A 15,468-nucleotide genomic window follows, 5' to 3' on the forward strand; every position below is an offset into this window, starting at 1 on the left:
CGGGTTACACTCCCACCACTTCGTGCAGCCGATCCATCTTCGCATCGAGCTCTGATGTCGGGAAGCTTTCGAGGATGTGGCCATCCTCCATCAGGAAGAACCGGTCGGCGACGCGGCGGGCGAAGCGGAAGTTCTGCTCGACCAGCAGCAGCGTCATGCCCTGCTTCTTCAGTTCGGTCAGCACGTCGCCGATGCGCTGGATGATCACCGGGGCGAGCCCCTCGGTCGGCTCGTCGAGCAGGATGATCTTCACCCCGGTGCGCAGGATGCGGGCGATCGCCAGCATCTGTTGTTCGCCGCCCGAAAGCTTGGTGCCCGGCGAATTGCGCCGCTCGGCAAGGTTCGGGAAGAGCTCGTAGATCTCCTCGACGCTCATGCCGCCCTCGGCGACCTTCGGCGGGAGCGTCAGGTTTTCCGATACCGAGAGCGTCGCGAAGATGCCGCGCTCCTCCGGCACGTAGCCGATGCCGGAATAGGCGCTGCGGTGCACCGGCACCTTCATCATGTCGTTGCCGGCGATGCGGATCGTGCCCTCACGCCGCGGCAGGAGATTCATGATCGCCCGCAGCGTCGTCGTCTTGCCGGCGCCGTTGCGCCCCAGCAGCGTGATCGTCTCGCCCTCGTGGATATCCAGCGATACGCCGTGGAGGACATGGCTTTCGCCGTACCAGCCATGCAGGTCGCGGACCTCGAGAAGGGGGCTCGCCGCCCGGGTCTCACTCATGCTCGGTTCCCATGTAGGCTTCGCGCACCTTCGGGTTGGCGCTGACCTCGGCATAGTCGCCCTCGGCGAGGATTTCGCCGCGGGCGAGCACCGTGACCCGGTCGCAGAGATCGGCGACGACGTTGAGATTGTGCTCGACCATGACGACGGTGCGGTCCCTGGCGATCTGCCGGATCAGGTCGGAGATCCGGCCGATGTCCTCGACGCCCATGCCGGCCATCGGCTCGTCGAAGAGCAGCACCGGCGGGTCGAGGGCGAGGGTCGTGGCGAGCTCGAGGGCGCGCTTGCGGCCATAGGGCAGCTCGGCGGCGTCGAGATCGGCATAGGCTGTGAGGCCGACGGCCTCGATCAGCTCGCCGGCGCGCGTATCCAGCCGGTCGAGGACGCGGCTGGAGCGCCAGAACTGCGTGCCGAGATGCGCCTTGCGCTGCAGGGCGACGCGGACATTGTCGAGCACCGTCAGATGCGGGAAGACGGCGGAGATCTGGAACGAGCGCACGAGCCCGAGCCGCGCCACGTCAGCCGGCTTCAGTTTCGTGATGTCCTGGCCGCGAAAGCTGATCGTGCCGGCCGTCGGGTTCAGGAACTTGGTCAGCAGGTTGAACACGGTGGTCTTGCCGGCGCCGTTCGGGCCGATCAGAGCGTGGATCGTGTTCTCTCTGATGTCGAGATCGACATTGCTGACGGCCTTGAAGCCGAAGAACTCCTTGGTGAGGCCGCGGGCAGAGAGGATGACCTCCTGCGATGATGCGCTCATGGGCGAATGCCACTCCCGTCCAGCTCAAGATGAGGCTTGGTTAAATTCCGGCAGATCATGCGGCAGAGTTCGGCTCAGACTGCGGCCCGGACGGCTGGCTGTCCAGTCTGTGCGCCGAACCTGCGAGGCGGGACGGCAGCGTGCCGCCCCGCCGATTCCGCAGGATCAGTTGGCAAAGCTCGCGACGTCGCAGCCGGAGTTCTCGACGGTGAGGAAGGCCTCGCCGCCCGGAACCTTGGCGACCTCGGTGTAGTAGTCCCACGGACCCTCGGAATCGCCCGGCGCCTTCACCTGGAACAGGTACATGTCGTAGACCATGCGACCGTTCTCCTGCACCGTACCGCTCTTGGCGAAGACGTCCTCGACCGGCAGTTCGTGCAGCTTGGCGGCGACTTCCGCGGTGGCGTCGGTACCGGCGGCCTCGATGGCCTTCAGATACTGCAGGACCGCCGAATAGGTACCGGCCTGGATCATGTTCGGCTTGCGCTGCGTGGCTTCCTCGAACTTGGCGGCGAACTCGCGATTCTCGTCGCTCTGGTCCCAGTACCAGCCTTCGGTGAGGTTCAGGCCCTGTGCCGCCTCGAGGCCAAGGCCGTGGACCTCGGCGAGCGTGAACAGGAGGCCGGCAAGCTGCTGGCCGGCCTGGACGATGCCGAACTCCGCCGCGCCCTTGATGGCGTTGGCGGTGTCGAGGCCGGCATTGGCGAGGCCGATGACCTTGGCGCCGGAGCTCTGTGCCTGCAGCAGGAAGGACGAGAAGTCGGTGGTGCCGAGCGGGTGGCGCACGGCGCCGAGCACCTCACCGCCATTCTCCTTGACGAAATTGCCGGTCTGCTCTTCCAGCGAATAGCCGAAGGCGTAGTCGGCGGTGAGGAAGAACCAGCTGTCGCCGCCGGCCTTCACCAGCGCGCCGCCGGTGCCGACGGCGAGCGCATGCGTGTCGTAGACCCAGTGGAAGCCGTAGGGGCTGCACTGCGCGCCGGTCAGCTCGGTGGTCGCCGCGCCGGTGGTGATGGTGATCTTCTCCTTCTCGCGCGACAGGCCCTGCACGGCAAGGGCGACGGACGAGGTGGTCAGCTCCATGATCGCGTCGACATTCTGCACGTCGTACCATTCGCGCGCGATGTTGGAGGCGATGTCGGCCTTGTTCTGGTGGTCGGCCGAGACGATCTCGATCGGCTTGCCGAGAACGGTGCCGCCATAGTCCTCGACCGCCATCCGGGCGGCCTGGACCGACCATTGGCCGCCGAAATCGGCGTAGACGCCCGACTGGTCGTTGAGGATGCCGATCTTGACGACATCGTTGGAGACTTCCTGCGCGTGGGCGGCGCCGGCAGCGAGGGCGAGCGACGAGGCGGCAAGAAGCAGGGTCTTGAAGCGCATGATGGTGATCCTCCCAGATCGATTGGCCGGCTGGTTGGTCGTGGCGTCTCCCAAGGCGAGACCGAACCGGCGTCGGGCAAGTTGTGACGCGGCGCAGCGAAGCGTGTCAAGCGTGCTGCGCTGCCCATAGGCCGTTGGATTTGCAGCCGGGAGGGGCAGAACGGGCTCAGGCCTGCCGCCGGCGGAGTTTCGCCGCAGAGGCATGATGCCGGACAAAGCGGGCGTTGAGCACGCGGCCGGCGGTCCGTTCGTCGGCCTCTTCGGCGGGCCTCTCGTCATGGCCTTCCAGCCAGTTGGCGAGGCGCCTGACGGCGATGTGGCGGTTGATGTCGTAGCGCGGATGGGCGCCGCGGGCCATGCGCGTCAGGCGCTGGAGTTCGACCGTCACCCGCTCGCGGAGCCAGATCCCCAGTGCCGCCGGGAGCTGGGTGGCCCGCTCGACAGCGATCGCCTGACGCACCGCAGCGTCGTCGAGGCCGAGACGCCGCAGCAGCACTGCTTTCTCCAGGCGTTGCAGGTCGCGCGCGACGGATCGCCGCTGCCGCTCGGCGTGGCAGCGGATGGCGGCCGCAAGCGCGGCGTCGAGGGAGGTGGTATCGAGACTTCCGGCCATCTTCTGCTCCAGGCGAGAACCGCCGCAGCGTCGCCCTGTTGGGAGCAGATGGGGATAAATACCTTGGTTAGCCGGGGTGCATATAAGCGGACACTGCTGAGGGAAGGGCGCAGCGCAACCATGGCGCCAATTTCATGAATAGGAAATTATTCACACATGGCGCCGAGGCCGCTATAGACGATGCATGTGGTGCGAATGGAGGTTTCCCATGCAATCCCTCGACGGCGATGTTTCCGGTGCGGCGGCCGGCCGGCATGCCGGAATGTTTCTCCCGAACGCCGAGACCCTGGCAGGCCGGAGGGCCTGCCGTCTGGCACGCGAGATCGCCAGCGCCTTCTTCGCCGTCCCGGTTCCGGCGATCGTCAGCCCCAGCCGGGCGATCGCCCCGGTCTGCGAGGCACGTCACGTGGCGATGTATCTCGCCCATGTCGTCTTCCAGGTGTCCCTGTCGTCCATCGCCGGAGCGTTCGGGCGGGACCGCACCAGCGTGGCGCATGCGGTGCGGCGCATCGAGGATCGGCGCGACGACAAGGGCTTCGACGCCATGCTGACGCGGCTCGAGGCGCTGTCGCATGCGGTCAGGACCGCGCTGGAACAGGACGAGCCGCGCGACGGCGAGGCGGGCGTGCGATGACGGCGCGCGCGGGCTTCAACCCGGACGAATCGCCGCTGGCGCGGCTGGCGAGCCGCGGCGGCCGTGGCGGCGGCGCGTTTCTCGATGCGAGCGAGACGATCGCCGGCGAGCGGCTGCGCGCCGATTTCACGCGCGGCCAGCTGATGCCCGGCATCACCCAGCGCTGGGACAGCCAGCCACGGCAGGCGCGCGGCAGCGCCGGCAGCCGCGACCTGTCCGACAGCGCCATCGACGCACGACGGCGGGTGGACGCTGCAGTCGTGGCGGTGGGGCCGGAACTGTCCGGCGTGCTGCTCGACGTCTGCTGCTTCCTGAAGGGGCTGGAGGTCGTCGAGCGGGAACGGCAGTGGCCGGCGCGTTCGGCCAAGCTGATGCTCAAGGCGGGGCTGGGCGTGCTGGCACGGCATTACGGCATCGACGCCGCGCGGCAGAGCGGGCGCCCGACGATCCGGCGCTGGGGCACGGCAGACTACCGCCCGACGATCGGCGGCGGGCTGGAGGGATAGCGCGTGCTGCTGCTGCTGTCGGGCGGACCCGACCGGGCGCCCGTCACGCCGGGGCGAGCGCCTCTTTGGCGTCGTTCCTGATGCGGTTGACCATCGAGCGCAGGCCGTTGGAGCGCTGCGGCGTCAGATGGTCCTGCAGGCCGAGCCGCCCGAACACGGCCTCGGCATCGATGTCGAGGATTTCAGGCGCCGTCTTGCCCGAGTAGAGCGCCAGCGCGATGGCGACGAGGCCGCGCACGATATGCGCGTCGGACTCGCCGCGGAAGGTCAGATGCGGCGGGGTGGCATTGTCGGCTTCGCTGGTGAGCCAGACCTGGCTGACGCAGCCCCGCACCTTGTTCTCGTCGTTCACCGCGTCTTCCGGCATCGGCGGCAGCGTACGGCCGAGCTCGATCAGATAGCGGTAGCGATCTTCCCAGTCGTCGAGATACTCGAAGTCCGTGGTGATCTCTTCGATCGTCTGCATCCTGTCTCCCGCACTGTCAGGAACCGCCGCGTCGGCGGTTCCACGCATATAGGCGCGGGGACCGGCGATGTCAGGCCCGGGGGGCGGGGCGCGGGATCGGCAGGGACTGGGCGGCGGTGCCGATCTCGGCCGCGGGAACCGGCAGCGGACGCTGCGCCGAGATCCGCTCGATCGCCGGCATGGCCAGCGGCGCGTCGCGACGGATGGCGCCGGTGGCGACCGGATCGCGAGGGGCGGGGGCATTGGTCGAGGCAAGCGTAACGCCGGTTTCCTCGATCTCGAAGACGTCGGGGCGGCGGGTCTCGCCTTCGACGAAGCTGTAGGCGAGGGCGATACCGTCCCCGATGCGCTCCCCGGCGAATTGGGCGATGGCGCCGCCGGCGGAGCAGGCGGCGGGGGCGCGGTCGCAGAACCCGGCGAGGTCGGCGATCGCCGCCTGGGCGCCCATCATCGCGGTGAAAACGTCGAACTGCGGTGCGGTGTCCGCCGCCGTCGTGCCGTCGTCGGTCTTCGGCAGAAGCAGCGCGACAAGTCCCAGAAAGAAGCCTGCCTTCAAGATGAACCTGATCATGGGATACCCCCGGATGTCGTCCCCGGCCGGCATGATCTTCCGGCCTTTGTCTGTGCTCTCAGAAGCCACAATGCACGAGGGGCGAGAAGGTCCCGTTGAAACTCATCGACAAGTTTGTCTCAAATGCCGCGGATCGGGCAGGAAGGTCGTCGCCTCGGACCGTCGGCCGTGAAACCCCAGGAAAGCCAGGCTTTTGAGGCAGATTCGCCGTGCTATCGATGCGTTAACCATATCCGCATTCGATCCCACCGGAATCAAGGACTTGGCTCCCCGGCGGGCCGTGGCGGGCGGATGTTCGCCCCGGTTTTATGGCTTCCTTAAACCGTCCCTACCATGATCGCCTTCGAAGCCGGGACAGCAAGCCTTGCCAAGATCCGGCTCCCCACGCAGTGAATTGAGTACGAGTAGGCGAATGATCGAAGCGTCGGGAGCGAGACGGGATGGGTATGCGGCGAATGCCGTGGCTCGTCTTCTTCGCGAGCGCCTGGACGAGCTCGTGGCACCCGGCGTCAGGGAGCCCGGCGAACGTCGGCTGCATGCCTGGTCGATCGGGGTCCTCATCGCCACGGGTCTGGCCGCGACCGTGGCATCGCCGATCCTCGCGGCGCTGGGCACGGACGTCACCATCGTCGTCGCGCCGCTGGTGCTGGCAGGGCTGCTGCTGGCCGCCGCCGCCTATCTCTCGAATCGCCGCAGCATCGATGCCGCGGCCTGGCTCTATGGCACGCTGGCGGTCGGCGCGGCGGGCGCCGCGATCTTCTGGCTCGAAGCCGGCTCGCCGAGCTGGCTGCTGGTCCTCGCGGCCCTGCCGGTCGAGGCGCTGCTGGCACGGCGCCGGCAGCTGGCCCTCGCCCTGGCGGGCTCGCTGGTCGCTATGGCGGTCGCCGGGACGCTTTTCGGCGGAATCCCGGCGGTTTCCTTCGGGATCGGCGACGTCATCGCCATCGCTCTGGTTCTTGCCCATGCCGGATTTGCCGTACGCCGTCTGCTGGCACGCCGGCAGGCGCGGCTTGCCGCAACCCGTGCCGCGGATAGCCCGGACCTTGCGGCAGCGGCAGAGTTCTTCGATGCGGCATGGCTGCGCGTCGACCGCGACGGCAGCATCCTCGCCGTCTCTGCCGCGGCCCGCGTTCTGGTCGCGATGGACGAGACGGAGACGGCCGGCGGGTTGTTCGCCCGGATCCACCCGGCGGATCAGGCAGGGCTTGCCGAAGCGCTCGACGCGGCCGGCCGCGAGAGCGGAAAGCGGCGTGTCGAACTCCGGCTGCGCCGGCGCGACGGCACCTGGCGGCCGAGCGTCGCGACGCTCGCCGCGGTGCCGGGCGGCGCGGCGATCGACGTCGCGATCAACGCGCTGGTCGAGGATCGCCCGGATGCCCGCGCCTTGCAGACGGCGCTCGAGACGGCCAACCAGTCGTCGGCGGCCAAGAGCCATTTCCTCGCCGCCGTCAGCCACGAACTGCGCACGCCGCTCAACGCCATCATCGGCTTCTCCGACATTCTCCACCAGGAGTTCTTCGGCGGCTTCGAGAGCGAGCGGCAGAAGGAATATGTCGGCCTGATCCGCCAGTCCGGGCAGCATCTGTTGTCGGTGGTCAACAGCCTGCTCGATGTCTCCAAGATCGAGGCCGGCCGCTACGAGCTGGTGCCCGAATCGTTCTCGCCGTCCGAGGCGATGGCGGCGGCGGCGGACCTTGTGCGGGACGAGGCGCAGCAGAAGGGCTTGCGGCTGGACCTGCGGCCCTGCAGCGTCGAGACCATCGTCGCCGATCGCCGGGCCTGCCACCAGATCCTCCTCAACCTTCTGTCGAACGCGGTGAAGTTCACCGACAGCGGCGTCGTCACGCTGGAAGCCCGCTCCGATGCCGATTCGATCGAGATCTGCGTCAGCGATACCGGCATTGGCATCGCCGAGGCCGATATCGACATGCTGGGCCGGCCCTTCGTGCAGGTTTCCTGCGGTACTGCCCGGCGCTATCAGGGCACCGGTCTCGGCCTGTCGCTGGTGAAGGGCCTGGCCGAGCTGCATGGCGGGAGTTTTGCGATGACAAGCCAGCCGGCGATCGGCACGATGGTGACGATCCGCCTGCCGCGCGATTGCACGAAGATCGAAGAACCGTCATCTCTTCCTAAGGAAAACATCGTAGCTCTGAGTGATGCCCGCACCAAAACGAACCCCATCCCGAAGCTCGAAGAAGCACGTCGCTCGGCGTAGCCTCGGCGGCCGGTTGCTGCCGGTTGCCGGAGGGCTGCTGTCGCTCGGCGGCCGTGGCGCCCGGGCCGGCGGTGCCGTGCTGGCGCGCCGCCCGGCGCTGTCGGCCGGCCTTGCCGCCTTCGGCCTCCTGTTCGGCTCGATGGCCGCCAACGCGATCTATGGGCAGCCCGGCAAGCATCCGCAGCCGCTGCTGGCGACCCGGGGCGATTCGCCCGGCGTCGTGACGGCAACGCTCGGCAACGACAGCCGCCTGATGCCGGTGCCGCTGGTCGAGGAGGTCCAGTCGGCGCTTTCGTCGGCCGGCTACTATCAGGCGACAATCGACGGCAGGCCGGGACCGGCCACCGAGGCGGCCGTGAAGGCCTTCCAGAAGGCGCATGGACTGCCCGTTGACGGTGCGGCGACGCCGCAGCTGCTGGCGAATGTGCGTAAGCTGGGCGCGTCCGAACCGGGCGTGCCGGACGCGATGGCCGTCGCCAGTCTCGAGGAGCGCATGGGCCGGACCAGCCGGCCGCTGGTGCAGGACGAGACCACCGAGGTCGCGGAAGACCCGCTGTCGACGCTGTCGACGCTCAGCGAGGACGAACTGGTGCGGCGGATCCAGGCGGGGCTGAACGCCGCGCAGGTCGCCGAACTGTCGGCCGACGGCATCGTCGGCGAGCGCACCCGGGCGGCGATCCGAACCTTCGAAGCCCTGGAGGGCCTGGAGGTCACCGGTACCCCCGACCCGAAGATCCTCGAGCGACTGATCGAGATCGGCGCCATCCAGTGACGCCGGCGCGATGCGCGTAACCAGCGATCTCTTCGTCGCCCAGCTGCTGCGCCGGCTGTTCGCCGACGGGGCCTTCGCCGCCGTGGTGCGACGCGGCGCGGAGGCGGCCGGGGCGATCTTCGTCATTGCGCGCGGGCGCTCGGGCGATGTGCGGCTCTACGGGCCGGCGCCGCAGAGCTTCGGCGAGGAGGACGGCTCGCGCCGCTTCATGGCGGAGCCGGCCATGGACGATGCGGCGATGGAGCAGCGGCTCGCCCGCGAGGCGCGCTTCGATCCCGATTACTGGGTGGTGGAGATCGAGACCGACGACGTCGCCACCTATCTCGACATCGTCGAGGAATGACCGGGATCGCCGGAGGCGATGACGCCGTCTAGCGGGTGCCGGACGTCGCAGTGGCCGTCGGGGCCGAGCGGCGCCGGCCGAAGGCGGCACGCGGCGCGGCGGTGCGCAGCCGCGGCTCGAGCTCGGCGGCCCGAGGCTGCAGCGCGGGAGAGGCTGTACGCATCGGCCGCGGCGCCGCCATGCGCAGACGCATGCGGCAGATATCGGCGTCGAGGTCGCGGTAACGGCCCTTCATCGCCTGGAAGGCGTGGACGTCGAGCCCGATGCGCGGCTTCAGCAGCATGATGATCGTCAGCGCGTCGCCGCTGCCGATGCGCATCGCCTTCAGCGCCGATGCAAGCATGTCGCCCTCGGGCTCTGCGACGAGTTCCGTCATCGTTTCCGGCCCAAGGTCCAGAAGCTGTGCCAGTCCGCGATAGGCGCGGCCGATTTCGCCGGCGCGCGCAGCAGCGATGATCTCCTTGACGGTGCCGGGCGTGGTCGAGGTCCTCGGCGCGGCGCCGGGCTGGACGAGCATGCGAAGCGTCGCGCGGGCCTCGGCGGCGGACGCCGGGATTGCGGCGGGAAGGGGGGCGGCGGCGGCTCGTGGAGCCATCGCGCTCACGGCGGCCAGCGGCGCGGTCTCGACGCGGGGCTCGCGCGGCCGGGTTTCGGCGGCCGGTTGCGCGTCGCCTCGTGCTGCGGCGATCTGGCGGAGAAGCGGGTCGGGCGAGCCTGCCAGCGTCGCGATGTCCTCGGCGGTGAGGCAGCGGCTGGCGCGCAGGAACGGCTCGGCGATGGGGGCGGGCGCGGCGAGCAGGCATTCGACGACGGCGCGCGGCAGCGACGGGGCGGCGGCGAGAGTGAAGGCGATGCCCGACTGGGTCTCGAGGGTGAGCTTGCCCCAGACCGGCACGAGCAGCCGTCCGAGGCTGCGGGCCTGGTGCTCGCTCGGGCTGCGGAGCGCGGCGTAGCTCGCCACGGCGGCGCGCACGACCGTATCGAACCCGCCGCGCCCGGCTTCCTTCTCGAGCGAGCGAAAGATGCGCGGCGCCTCGTCCTTCATCGAATTCCCGGATAGTTGATCGTTCGTTTCCCCGGTCGAAAGGATTATGCAAGATATATTAGCAAGCTGTTAACTCCGCGCCGGTCTTCTGAAGCCGGATTGCTTACCCAGCGGCAGGAGCCGGGCGCAGACGAGAGGAGGACACGATCGTGGGAGAGATCGTCGCTTTGCAGACCGCGCGGCCGCGAGCCAAGCTGGGCGAGAGACGGGCCGCAAACGCCGAGCGTTCGGGCAAGATCGTCTTCCTGCCCTGCATCAGGCGGGAACGGCTGGTGCCGCCGACGGACGCCACCAAGCCGATCCAGGGCAGCCAGATGACGATGTGACCTGCAGCCTGGGCGTCAGCCGCCCTGGCTGGACGGGATGTTGGCGGCGACCGGCTCGTTGGGGACGCAGGCCAGGGACTGCACGAAGGCATCGATCGACGGGCGCTTGCTCTCCTCGTCGACGAGGACGCGGATCGTCATGTAGCCCTCCACGAGACTCACCTCGACGGGGATGGAAGTCGACTCGCGGTCCATGCCGAGTTCGTCCGCCGCATCGATGATCTGCTGCGGCGTGCCGACCAGAAGGTCGAACGTGCCGGCGACGGCCGAGCGGTCGTTGATGCTGTAGAGATTGTCGCCGCGGCGATCGTAGATCGATGCCGACCAGAACGGCGCGTCGCTCTGGGCGGCGAACATCCGGACCGGCCCCTCGGCGAGCGAGAAGCGGCAGCTGGCGGCGATGAAGGCCGGATCGACGAAGGCAAAATCGTGCCGCTGCGAGCCTGCCGGCGGGGCGATCTGATCGGGACCCTCGACCCGCAGCGGCTCGACGCGGACGACCTCGTACATGTCGCCCAGCCCGGACAACCGGCCCCAGGCATTGTTCTCGGCGACCGTCGGCATGATGAAGATCACCGCGATGTGGACGAGAACGGCGCCGACCAGCCCGACCGCGATTACCAGGAGCAGCTTACCCATCGAGGCACTTCTCCAGCGTCAGTTCCGGCAGGACGACATTGGCGACGCCGCTGGCGGCACTGACCGGCGTGTCGTAGAGCGACAGGGCGAGGACCAGAGGACCCGTGCCCGACGTCGCCAGCCAGTTGCCGGCTCTTGCAAGCGGCCCGACGGCGATCGCGAAGGAATTGTCCTCGGCACGCATCAGATTGTTCGAGGTCAGCCAGGCGACCCGGCCGGAGCCCGGCTGGAGCAGCCTTCCCTCCTGCGAGTACGGCGCGATCGTCCAGACACGGGCGGCCGGGGCCTCGCCGACAACCTTGTACTGGCATTCGCGCCGGAGCGGCCGCCCCGAAGCGTCGCGGTCGGCGGTGAACTGCACGCCCTCGCCGAGGCCGAGCGTCAGATTGCCGACCTTGGCCAGCCGCGCCTTCGAATAGGGATCGGCGTCGGGTGCGCCGGCGGTCGGGTTGGCGAACCACGGGCCGACCGCCACCGTGCCGATCTCGGCCGACTGGTCGAGCGCCCAGCGGGCGGACCAGCCACCGAGGCCGAGCGCGATGGCAAGCGCCATGATGACGAAGAGGGTGAAGCGCATGCGCCGAAAAATCCCGATCCGGTAACCCGCTGGCGGACGACCTATTGCTGTGCGTCGTCGCCTGTCGCGCGCGCGGAGGCAAGCTTTTCGGGTTCGAGCGGCGGCAATTCGTCGAAGGCCGTGGCGATACCGGACAGGACGTCCTGCGCCGCGCCGGTCAGCGTCTCGAGGCGCGGCGGCGGCTCGGCGCCTTCGGCGACGGCAACCTCGGCCTTCGCCTCCGGGAACGGGTTCTCGAGATAGGGGATCGGCTTCAGGTCGATGTTCTGGTGCGCCGTCTCCATGAAACGCTGCCACGTCATCGCCGGCAGCGTGCCGCCGGTCATGTTCCGGGTCGGGCGGTAATTGTCGTTCCCAAACCAGACGGCGCCGATGTAGTTGCCGGTGAAGCCGACGAACCACGCGTCGCGGTAGCTCTGCGTCGTGCCGGTCTTGCCGCCGACGCGGGTCATCGACAGCTGCGCGCGCCGCGCCGTGCCCTGCTCGGTGACCCCGACGAGCATCTCGTTCATCGATTTCGCCGCGTCCTCGGTGAGCACGCGGTGGCGCTCCGGCATGTCGCGCCGCGCGTCCCACAGGACCTTGCCGGACGCGTCGGTGAGCTGGATCACCGCATGGCGATGGGCATCCATGCCGCCATTGGCGAAGACGCCGTAGGCCGTCGCCTGGTCGAGGACGGTGACCTCGCTGGTGCCGAGCGGCATCGTCTTGTCGCTGCGCAGCGGCGAGGCGATGCCCATCTCGTGGGCGAGGTTGGTGACATTCTCCAGCCCGACCTTCTGGCCGAGCTTGACCGCCGGAATGTTCAGCGATCGAGCGAGGGCGTTGCTGAGGGATACCGTGCCCGCAAAGGAGCGGCCGTAATTCTGCGGCGACCAGTTGCCGATGGTGATCGGGCTGTCGACGATCGTGTCGGTCGGCTTCATGCCCTGCTGCATGGCCGCGGCATAGACATAGACCTTGAAGGAAGACCCCGGCTGGCGCTGCGCCCGCGTCGCACGGTTGAACTGCGAGACGCCGTAATCCCTGCCGCCGACCATCGCCCGCACGCCGCCGTCCTCGCCGATGATGACCATGGCGCCTTCGTCGACGGCGTAGTTCTTGCCGAACTGCAGGAGGTGATACTCGACCGATTCGTCGGCAAGCTTCTGCAGGCCCATGTCGAGCGTCGTGCGCGCCACGAAGGTGCGCTCCGGCAGGCCGGCCTCGTTGGCGAGGCGCTGGACCTCGTCGAAGGCGAAATCCAGGAAGTAGTCCGGCGACTGGATGGCGGAGCGATCGACGGCAACCGCCGGCTGGCGACGCGCCGCGACGACCTGGCCCTCGGTCATGAAATTCGCCTGGACCATGTTGGTCAGGACGACGTTGGCGCGGGCACGGGCGGCGGGGAGGTTGATGTGCGGGGCGTAGCGGGCCGGCGCCTTGAACAGGCCGGCGAGCATCGCCGACTCGGCCAGCGAGACGTCCCTGATGTCCTTGTCGAAATAGAACTCGGCCGCCGCTGCGGCGCCGAAGGTGCCGCCGCCCATATAGGCGCGGTCGAGATACATCGCGAGGATCTCGCGCTTGGTGAGGTTCGCCTCCAGCCACAGCGACAGGAAGGCTTCCTTGATCTTGCGGTCGATCGTGCGCTCGTTGGTCAGGAAGACGTTCTTGGCGAGCTGCTGGGTCAGCGTCGAGCCGCCTTGGACGACGCCGCCGGCGCGGGCATTCTCGGTCAGGGCCCGCAGGAGACCGAAGAAGTCGATGCCGATATGATCGAAGAAGCGGCGATCCTCGGTGGCGAGCAGTGCCTTGATGAACTGGTCCGGCAGTTCGTCGATCGGCACCGCGTCGGAACGCAGCACGCCGCGCCGGCCGATCTCGTTGCCGTGGCGGTCGAGGAACATCACCGCGTAGTCGACATTCTGCGGCAGGCCGTTGGCGGTGACCTTCATCGCCGGCTGCGCCAGCGCCAGCAGCATGACGAAGCCGACGAGGCCGAGCGTCAGTCCCTCGCAGGCGAGCTCGACCGCGACGCGGTTGATGCCGCGGGCGCGGAACTTGCGCGAGAAGATGGTGACCCCTTCCCACCAGGCGGCGAAAGAATGGAAGAATCGCCACAGGCTCGAGTCGATCCACGCGTCGATCTCGATCAGCCCCGACGGCTGCCGGCGTTTCCGGGTCGGTTTGGACGGTTCCTGCAACGTCAACCTGTCACTCTTGGTCGAATTCTGCGGCGAACTGCCCCGCCAGCGCATGCGACCACCAATGCCCCTTCAGGTGTCACCGCTTCTCCCATATACGTCGGGAAACAGAAAATGTCCTGAACGATCGGCTCACATTTCCAAGATGGGTGAATCAAGCAACATGCCGTTCTGGCGGGCCAAATCGCTCGAGGCGATGAGCGGGCCGGAATGGGAGTCGCTGTGCGACGGCTGCGGGCGCTGCTGCCTGAACAAGCTGGAGGACTGGGACACCGGCGAGATCGCCTGGACCAATCTCGCCTGCCAGCTGCTGGACGGGCAGAGCTGCCGCTGCAGCGACTATGAAAACCGCCATGCGACGGTGCCGGACTGCGTGCAGCTCGACCCGGCGACGGTGCGCCAGCTCTCCTGGCTGCCGGCGACCTGCGCCTACCGGCTCGTCGCCGAGGGTCGGGACCTCTATTGGTGGCATCATCTCGTCTCCGGCGACCCCGACACGGTGCACCAGGCCGGCATCTCGGCGCGTGGCCGCACGATCAGCGAGCTCGGCAAGGACGTGGAGGACTACGAGGATCACATCGTCGAATGGCCGGGCGAGAACCCGTTCGAGGACGCGGCGTGAGGGGGTTGCGGTAAGGCGCCCTCTCAAATTGAGGGAGAGAGGCTTTGCCGAGGACCCAAGTCGCAGAAAAGGCAGGAGAGGGGTGCGGGAGCATCGATGGCGGGCGGGGGGCGTCGCGGCGAAGATACCCCTCTCTTGCGATTTCTATCGTTTAGCGCCTTCGGCACTAAGCCGATGAAATCGCTTTCTCCCCCTCAAGGGGGGAGAGGGGAGCCTGCCCATAAAACGGGTCGACGCCGCCTAGAGCGTCGTCACGTCGACCACCGGCAGGTGCCCGATCTCTTGCCAGATCTGCGAAGGCCGCTTGCCGTCAGGGAAGGATTTCTCGCGAAACGCGGTTGTCGCCGACAATTCCAGATCGTCCTCCGTCAGCAGGTCGCGGCGGACGAAGAAGGCGTTGATGCCGCTGTTGCCGACCTCGATCAGCGCGTAACCGTGCCTTCCCGTCAGGTGGCACAGCGCGGCCAGCGAGGCGCCGTAATACTTGCCGCTCGGGTGCTTGCGGTGGCGGTCGAAATCCGGGTCGTAGGGCACCGTGACGGGGCGATGCCCGAATGAGGAGTTGTATTCGGCGATGATGATCGCCGGACGCAGTCCGATCAGGTCCTCGAGAAACCAGTAGTCGTTGCCGTCGACGTCGATCGACAGGATGCCGAGGGGTTCGGCCTCGACGAAGGCGCGCACCACCGGCGCGAGGTTCTCCCGCGTGATCCAGAGGCGCTTCGCGGTGATGCGATCCGGCAGGACGGCCCGGGCCACGCGGACATTGTAGTCGCCGCCGTCGAGAAGCAGGCCCTTCCAGCCGGCGGCGAGCGGCGCGCAGTTGAACTCCCAGGCCGAGAAGCCGAACTCGACGAAGGTCTCCGGCACATCGTAGCGTGTGAGCAGCCGCTTCAGCACGACGGCCTCGTCGTTCTGGGTGCGAAGCCCCTGCAGCCGGTATTTCAGGTGGATGTAGGGAAGGGCGAGCGGCCCGCGCTTCACGAAGGATTTTACGCGGGTCATGGACATGAGGCCATCTCGTAGCGGGGATCGAGGGTCGAGGGGGGACCTTAGCGTTTTCCGGGGTGGCGAACACGCTGGTTTCCG

Annotated in this window: 18 protein-coding genes; 7 read left to right on the plus strand and 11 right to left on the minus strand. The window is 68.1% G+C overall.

Annotation, left to right across the window (positions count from 1 at the left end; translation table 11 throughout):
* Positions 1 to 4 precede the first annotated feature (4 nt).
* The 4 genes from GGR03_RS16125 to GGR03_RS16140 form a co-directional block, all read right to left on the minus strand.
* Positions 5 to 724, minus strand: a complete 720-nt coding sequence (locus tag GGR03_RS16125) for an ABC transporter ATP-binding protein (protein WP_183209778.1) — start codon at positions 722 to 724, stop codon at positions 5 to 7.
* Positions 717 to 1,481 carry an ABC transporter ATP-binding protein gene (locus GGR03_RS16130; protein WP_183209779.1) on the minus strand — a complete coding sequence of 255 codons (765 nt, stop codon included), beginning with the start codon at positions 1,479 to 1,481 and terminating at the stop codon, positions 717 to 719. The genes GGR03_RS16125 and GGR03_RS16130 overlap by 8 nt, the downstream gene beginning before the upstream one ends.
* Positions 1,482 to 1,646: 165 nt before the next feature.
* On the minus strand, positions 1,647 to 2,864 hold the full coding sequence (locus GGR03_RS16135; RefSeq protein ID WP_183209780.1) for an ABC transporter substrate-binding protein: 1,218 nt from the start codon (positions 2,862 to 2,864) through the stop codon (positions 1,647 to 1,649).
* A 166-nt stretch (positions 2,865 to 3,030) separates the two neighbouring features.
* Entirely contained in the window at positions 3,031 to 3,477 is a 447-nt protein-coding gene (locus GGR03_RS16140) for a hypothetical protein (protein ID WP_183209781.1), read from the minus strand.
* 208 nt (positions 3,478 to 3,685) lie between these two features.
* On the opposite strand from GGR03_RS16140, the gene GGR03_RS16145 reads away from it, so the two are divergent.
* Together GGR03_RS16145 and GGR03_RS16150 are read left to right on the plus strand one after the other, a co-directional pair.
* On the plus strand, positions 3,686 to 4,111 hold the full coding sequence (locus GGR03_RS16145; protein WP_246368091.1) for a helix-turn-helix domain-containing protein: 426 nt from the start codon (positions 3,686 to 3,688) through the stop codon (positions 4,109 to 4,111).
* Positions 4,108 to 4,617 carry a DUF6456 domain-containing protein gene (locus tag GGR03_RS16150; protein ID WP_183209782.1) on the plus strand — a complete coding sequence of 170 codons (510 nt, stop codon included), beginning with the start codon at positions 4,108 to 4,110 and terminating at the stop codon, positions 4,615 to 4,617. The genes GGR03_RS16145 and GGR03_RS16150 overlap by 4 nt, the downstream gene beginning before the upstream one ends.
* A gap of 43 nt (positions 4,618 to 4,660) precedes the next feature.
* Here the strand turns inward: GGR03_RS16150 and GGR03_RS16155 are convergent, their stop codons facing one another.
* Positions 4,661 to 5,083 (minus strand): SufE family protein, encoded by a 423-nt coding sequence (locus tag GGR03_RS16155; protein ID WP_183209783.1) that lies wholly within the window; start codon positions 5,081 to 5,083, stop codon positions 4,661 to 4,663.
* Positions 5,084 to 5,153: 70 nt separating this feature from the next.
* The gene (locus GGR03_RS16160; RefSeq protein ID WP_183209784.1) at positions 5,154 to 5,654 is read right to left on the minus strand and encodes a DUF5330 domain-containing protein; all 501 of its coding nucleotides are present in this window, start codon (positions 5,652 to 5,654) and stop codon (positions 5,154 to 5,156) included.
* A 460-nt stretch (positions 5,655 to 6,114) separates the two neighbouring features.
* Here GGR03_RS16160 and GGR03_RS24770 point away from each other — a divergent pair, with 460 nt between their 5' ends.
* Genes GGR03_RS24770 through GGR03_RS16175 form a run of 3 tightly spaced genes read left to right on the plus strand, consistent with a single transcriptional unit; the run spans position 6,115 to position 8,984 of the window.
* Positions 6,115 to 7,869: an ATP-binding protein gene (locus GGR03_RS24770; protein WP_183209785.1), complete on the plus strand. Its 1,755-nt coding sequence runs from the start codon at positions 6,115 to 6,117 to the stop codon at positions 7,867 to 7,869.
* Positions 7,870 to 7,882: 13 nt separating this feature from the next.
* Positions 7,883 to 8,641: a peptidoglycan-binding domain-containing protein gene (locus tag GGR03_RS16170; RefSeq protein ID WP_183209786.1), complete on the plus strand. Its 759-nt coding sequence runs from the start codon at positions 7,883 to 7,885 to the stop codon at positions 8,639 to 8,641.
* A gap of 10 nt (positions 8,642 to 8,651) precedes the next feature.
* Entirely contained in the window at positions 8,652 to 8,984 is a 333-nt protein-coding gene (locus tag GGR03_RS16175; RefSeq protein ID WP_183209787.1) for a DUF1491 family protein, read from the plus strand.
* A gap of 28 nt (positions 8,985 to 9,012) precedes the next feature.
* On the opposite strand, the gene GGR03_RS16180 is transcribed toward GGR03_RS16175, so the two are convergent.
* On the minus strand, positions 9,013 to 10,029 hold the full coding sequence (locus tag GGR03_RS16180; RefSeq protein ID WP_183209788.1) for a hypothetical protein: 1,017 nt from the start codon (positions 10,027 to 10,029) through the stop codon (positions 9,013 to 9,015).
* 149 nt (positions 10,030 to 10,178) lie between these two features.
* Here GGR03_RS16180 and GGR03_RS16185 point away from each other — a divergent pair, with 149 nt between their 5' ends.
* Positions 10,179 to 10,355 (plus strand): hypothetical protein, encoded by a 177-nt coding sequence (locus GGR03_RS16185; protein ID WP_183209789.1) that lies wholly within the window; start codon positions 10,179 to 10,181, stop codon positions 10,353 to 10,355.
* A 15-nt stretch (positions 10,356 to 10,370) separates the two neighbouring features.
* Here GGR03_RS16185 and GGR03_RS16190 read toward each other — a convergent pair whose 3' ends face one another.
* From GGR03_RS16190 to GGR03_RS16200, 3 genes are read right to left on the minus strand one after another with little or no spacing between them, the layout of a single operon-like run.
* Entirely contained in the window at positions 10,371 to 10,994 is a 624-nt protein-coding gene (locus tag GGR03_RS16190; protein WP_183209790.1) for a DUF1254 domain-containing protein, read from the minus strand.
* The gene (locus GGR03_RS16195) at positions 10,987 to 11,571 is read right to left on the minus strand and encodes a DUF1214 domain-containing protein (protein ID WP_183209791.1); all 585 of its coding nucleotides are present in this window, start codon (positions 11,569 to 11,571) and stop codon (positions 10,987 to 10,989) included. The genes GGR03_RS16190 and GGR03_RS16195 overlap by 8 nt, the downstream gene beginning before the upstream one ends.
* 41 nt (positions 11,572 to 11,612) lie before the next feature.
* Positions 11,613 to 13,811 carry a transglycosylase domain-containing protein gene (locus tag GGR03_RS16200; protein ID WP_183209792.1) on the minus strand — a complete coding sequence of 733 codons (2,199 nt, stop codon included), beginning with the start codon at positions 13,809 to 13,811 and terminating at the stop codon, positions 11,613 to 11,615.
* 91 nt (positions 13,812 to 13,902) lie between these two features.
* On the opposite strand from GGR03_RS16200, the gene GGR03_RS16205 reads away from it, so the two are divergent.
* The gene (locus GGR03_RS16205; RefSeq protein WP_183209793.1) at positions 13,903 to 14,379 is read left to right on the plus strand and encodes a YcgN family cysteine cluster protein; all 477 of its coding nucleotides are present in this window, start codon (positions 13,903 to 13,905) and stop codon (positions 14,377 to 14,379) included.
* 240 nt (positions 14,380 to 14,619) lie between these two features.
* Here GGR03_RS16205 and GGR03_RS16210 read toward each other — a convergent pair whose 3' ends face one another.
* On the minus strand, positions 14,620 to 15,390 hold the full coding sequence (locus tag GGR03_RS16210) for a hypothetical protein (protein WP_183209794.1): 771 nt from the start codon (positions 15,388 to 15,390) through the stop codon (positions 14,620 to 14,622).
* Positions 15,391 to 15,468 lie beyond the last annotated feature (78 nt).

It is taken from the genome of Aurantimonas endophytica (assembly GCF_014196845.1).
Lineage (GTDB): Bacteria > Pseudomonadota > Alphaproteobacteria > Rhizobiales > Rhizobiaceae > Aurantimonas > Aurantimonas endophytica.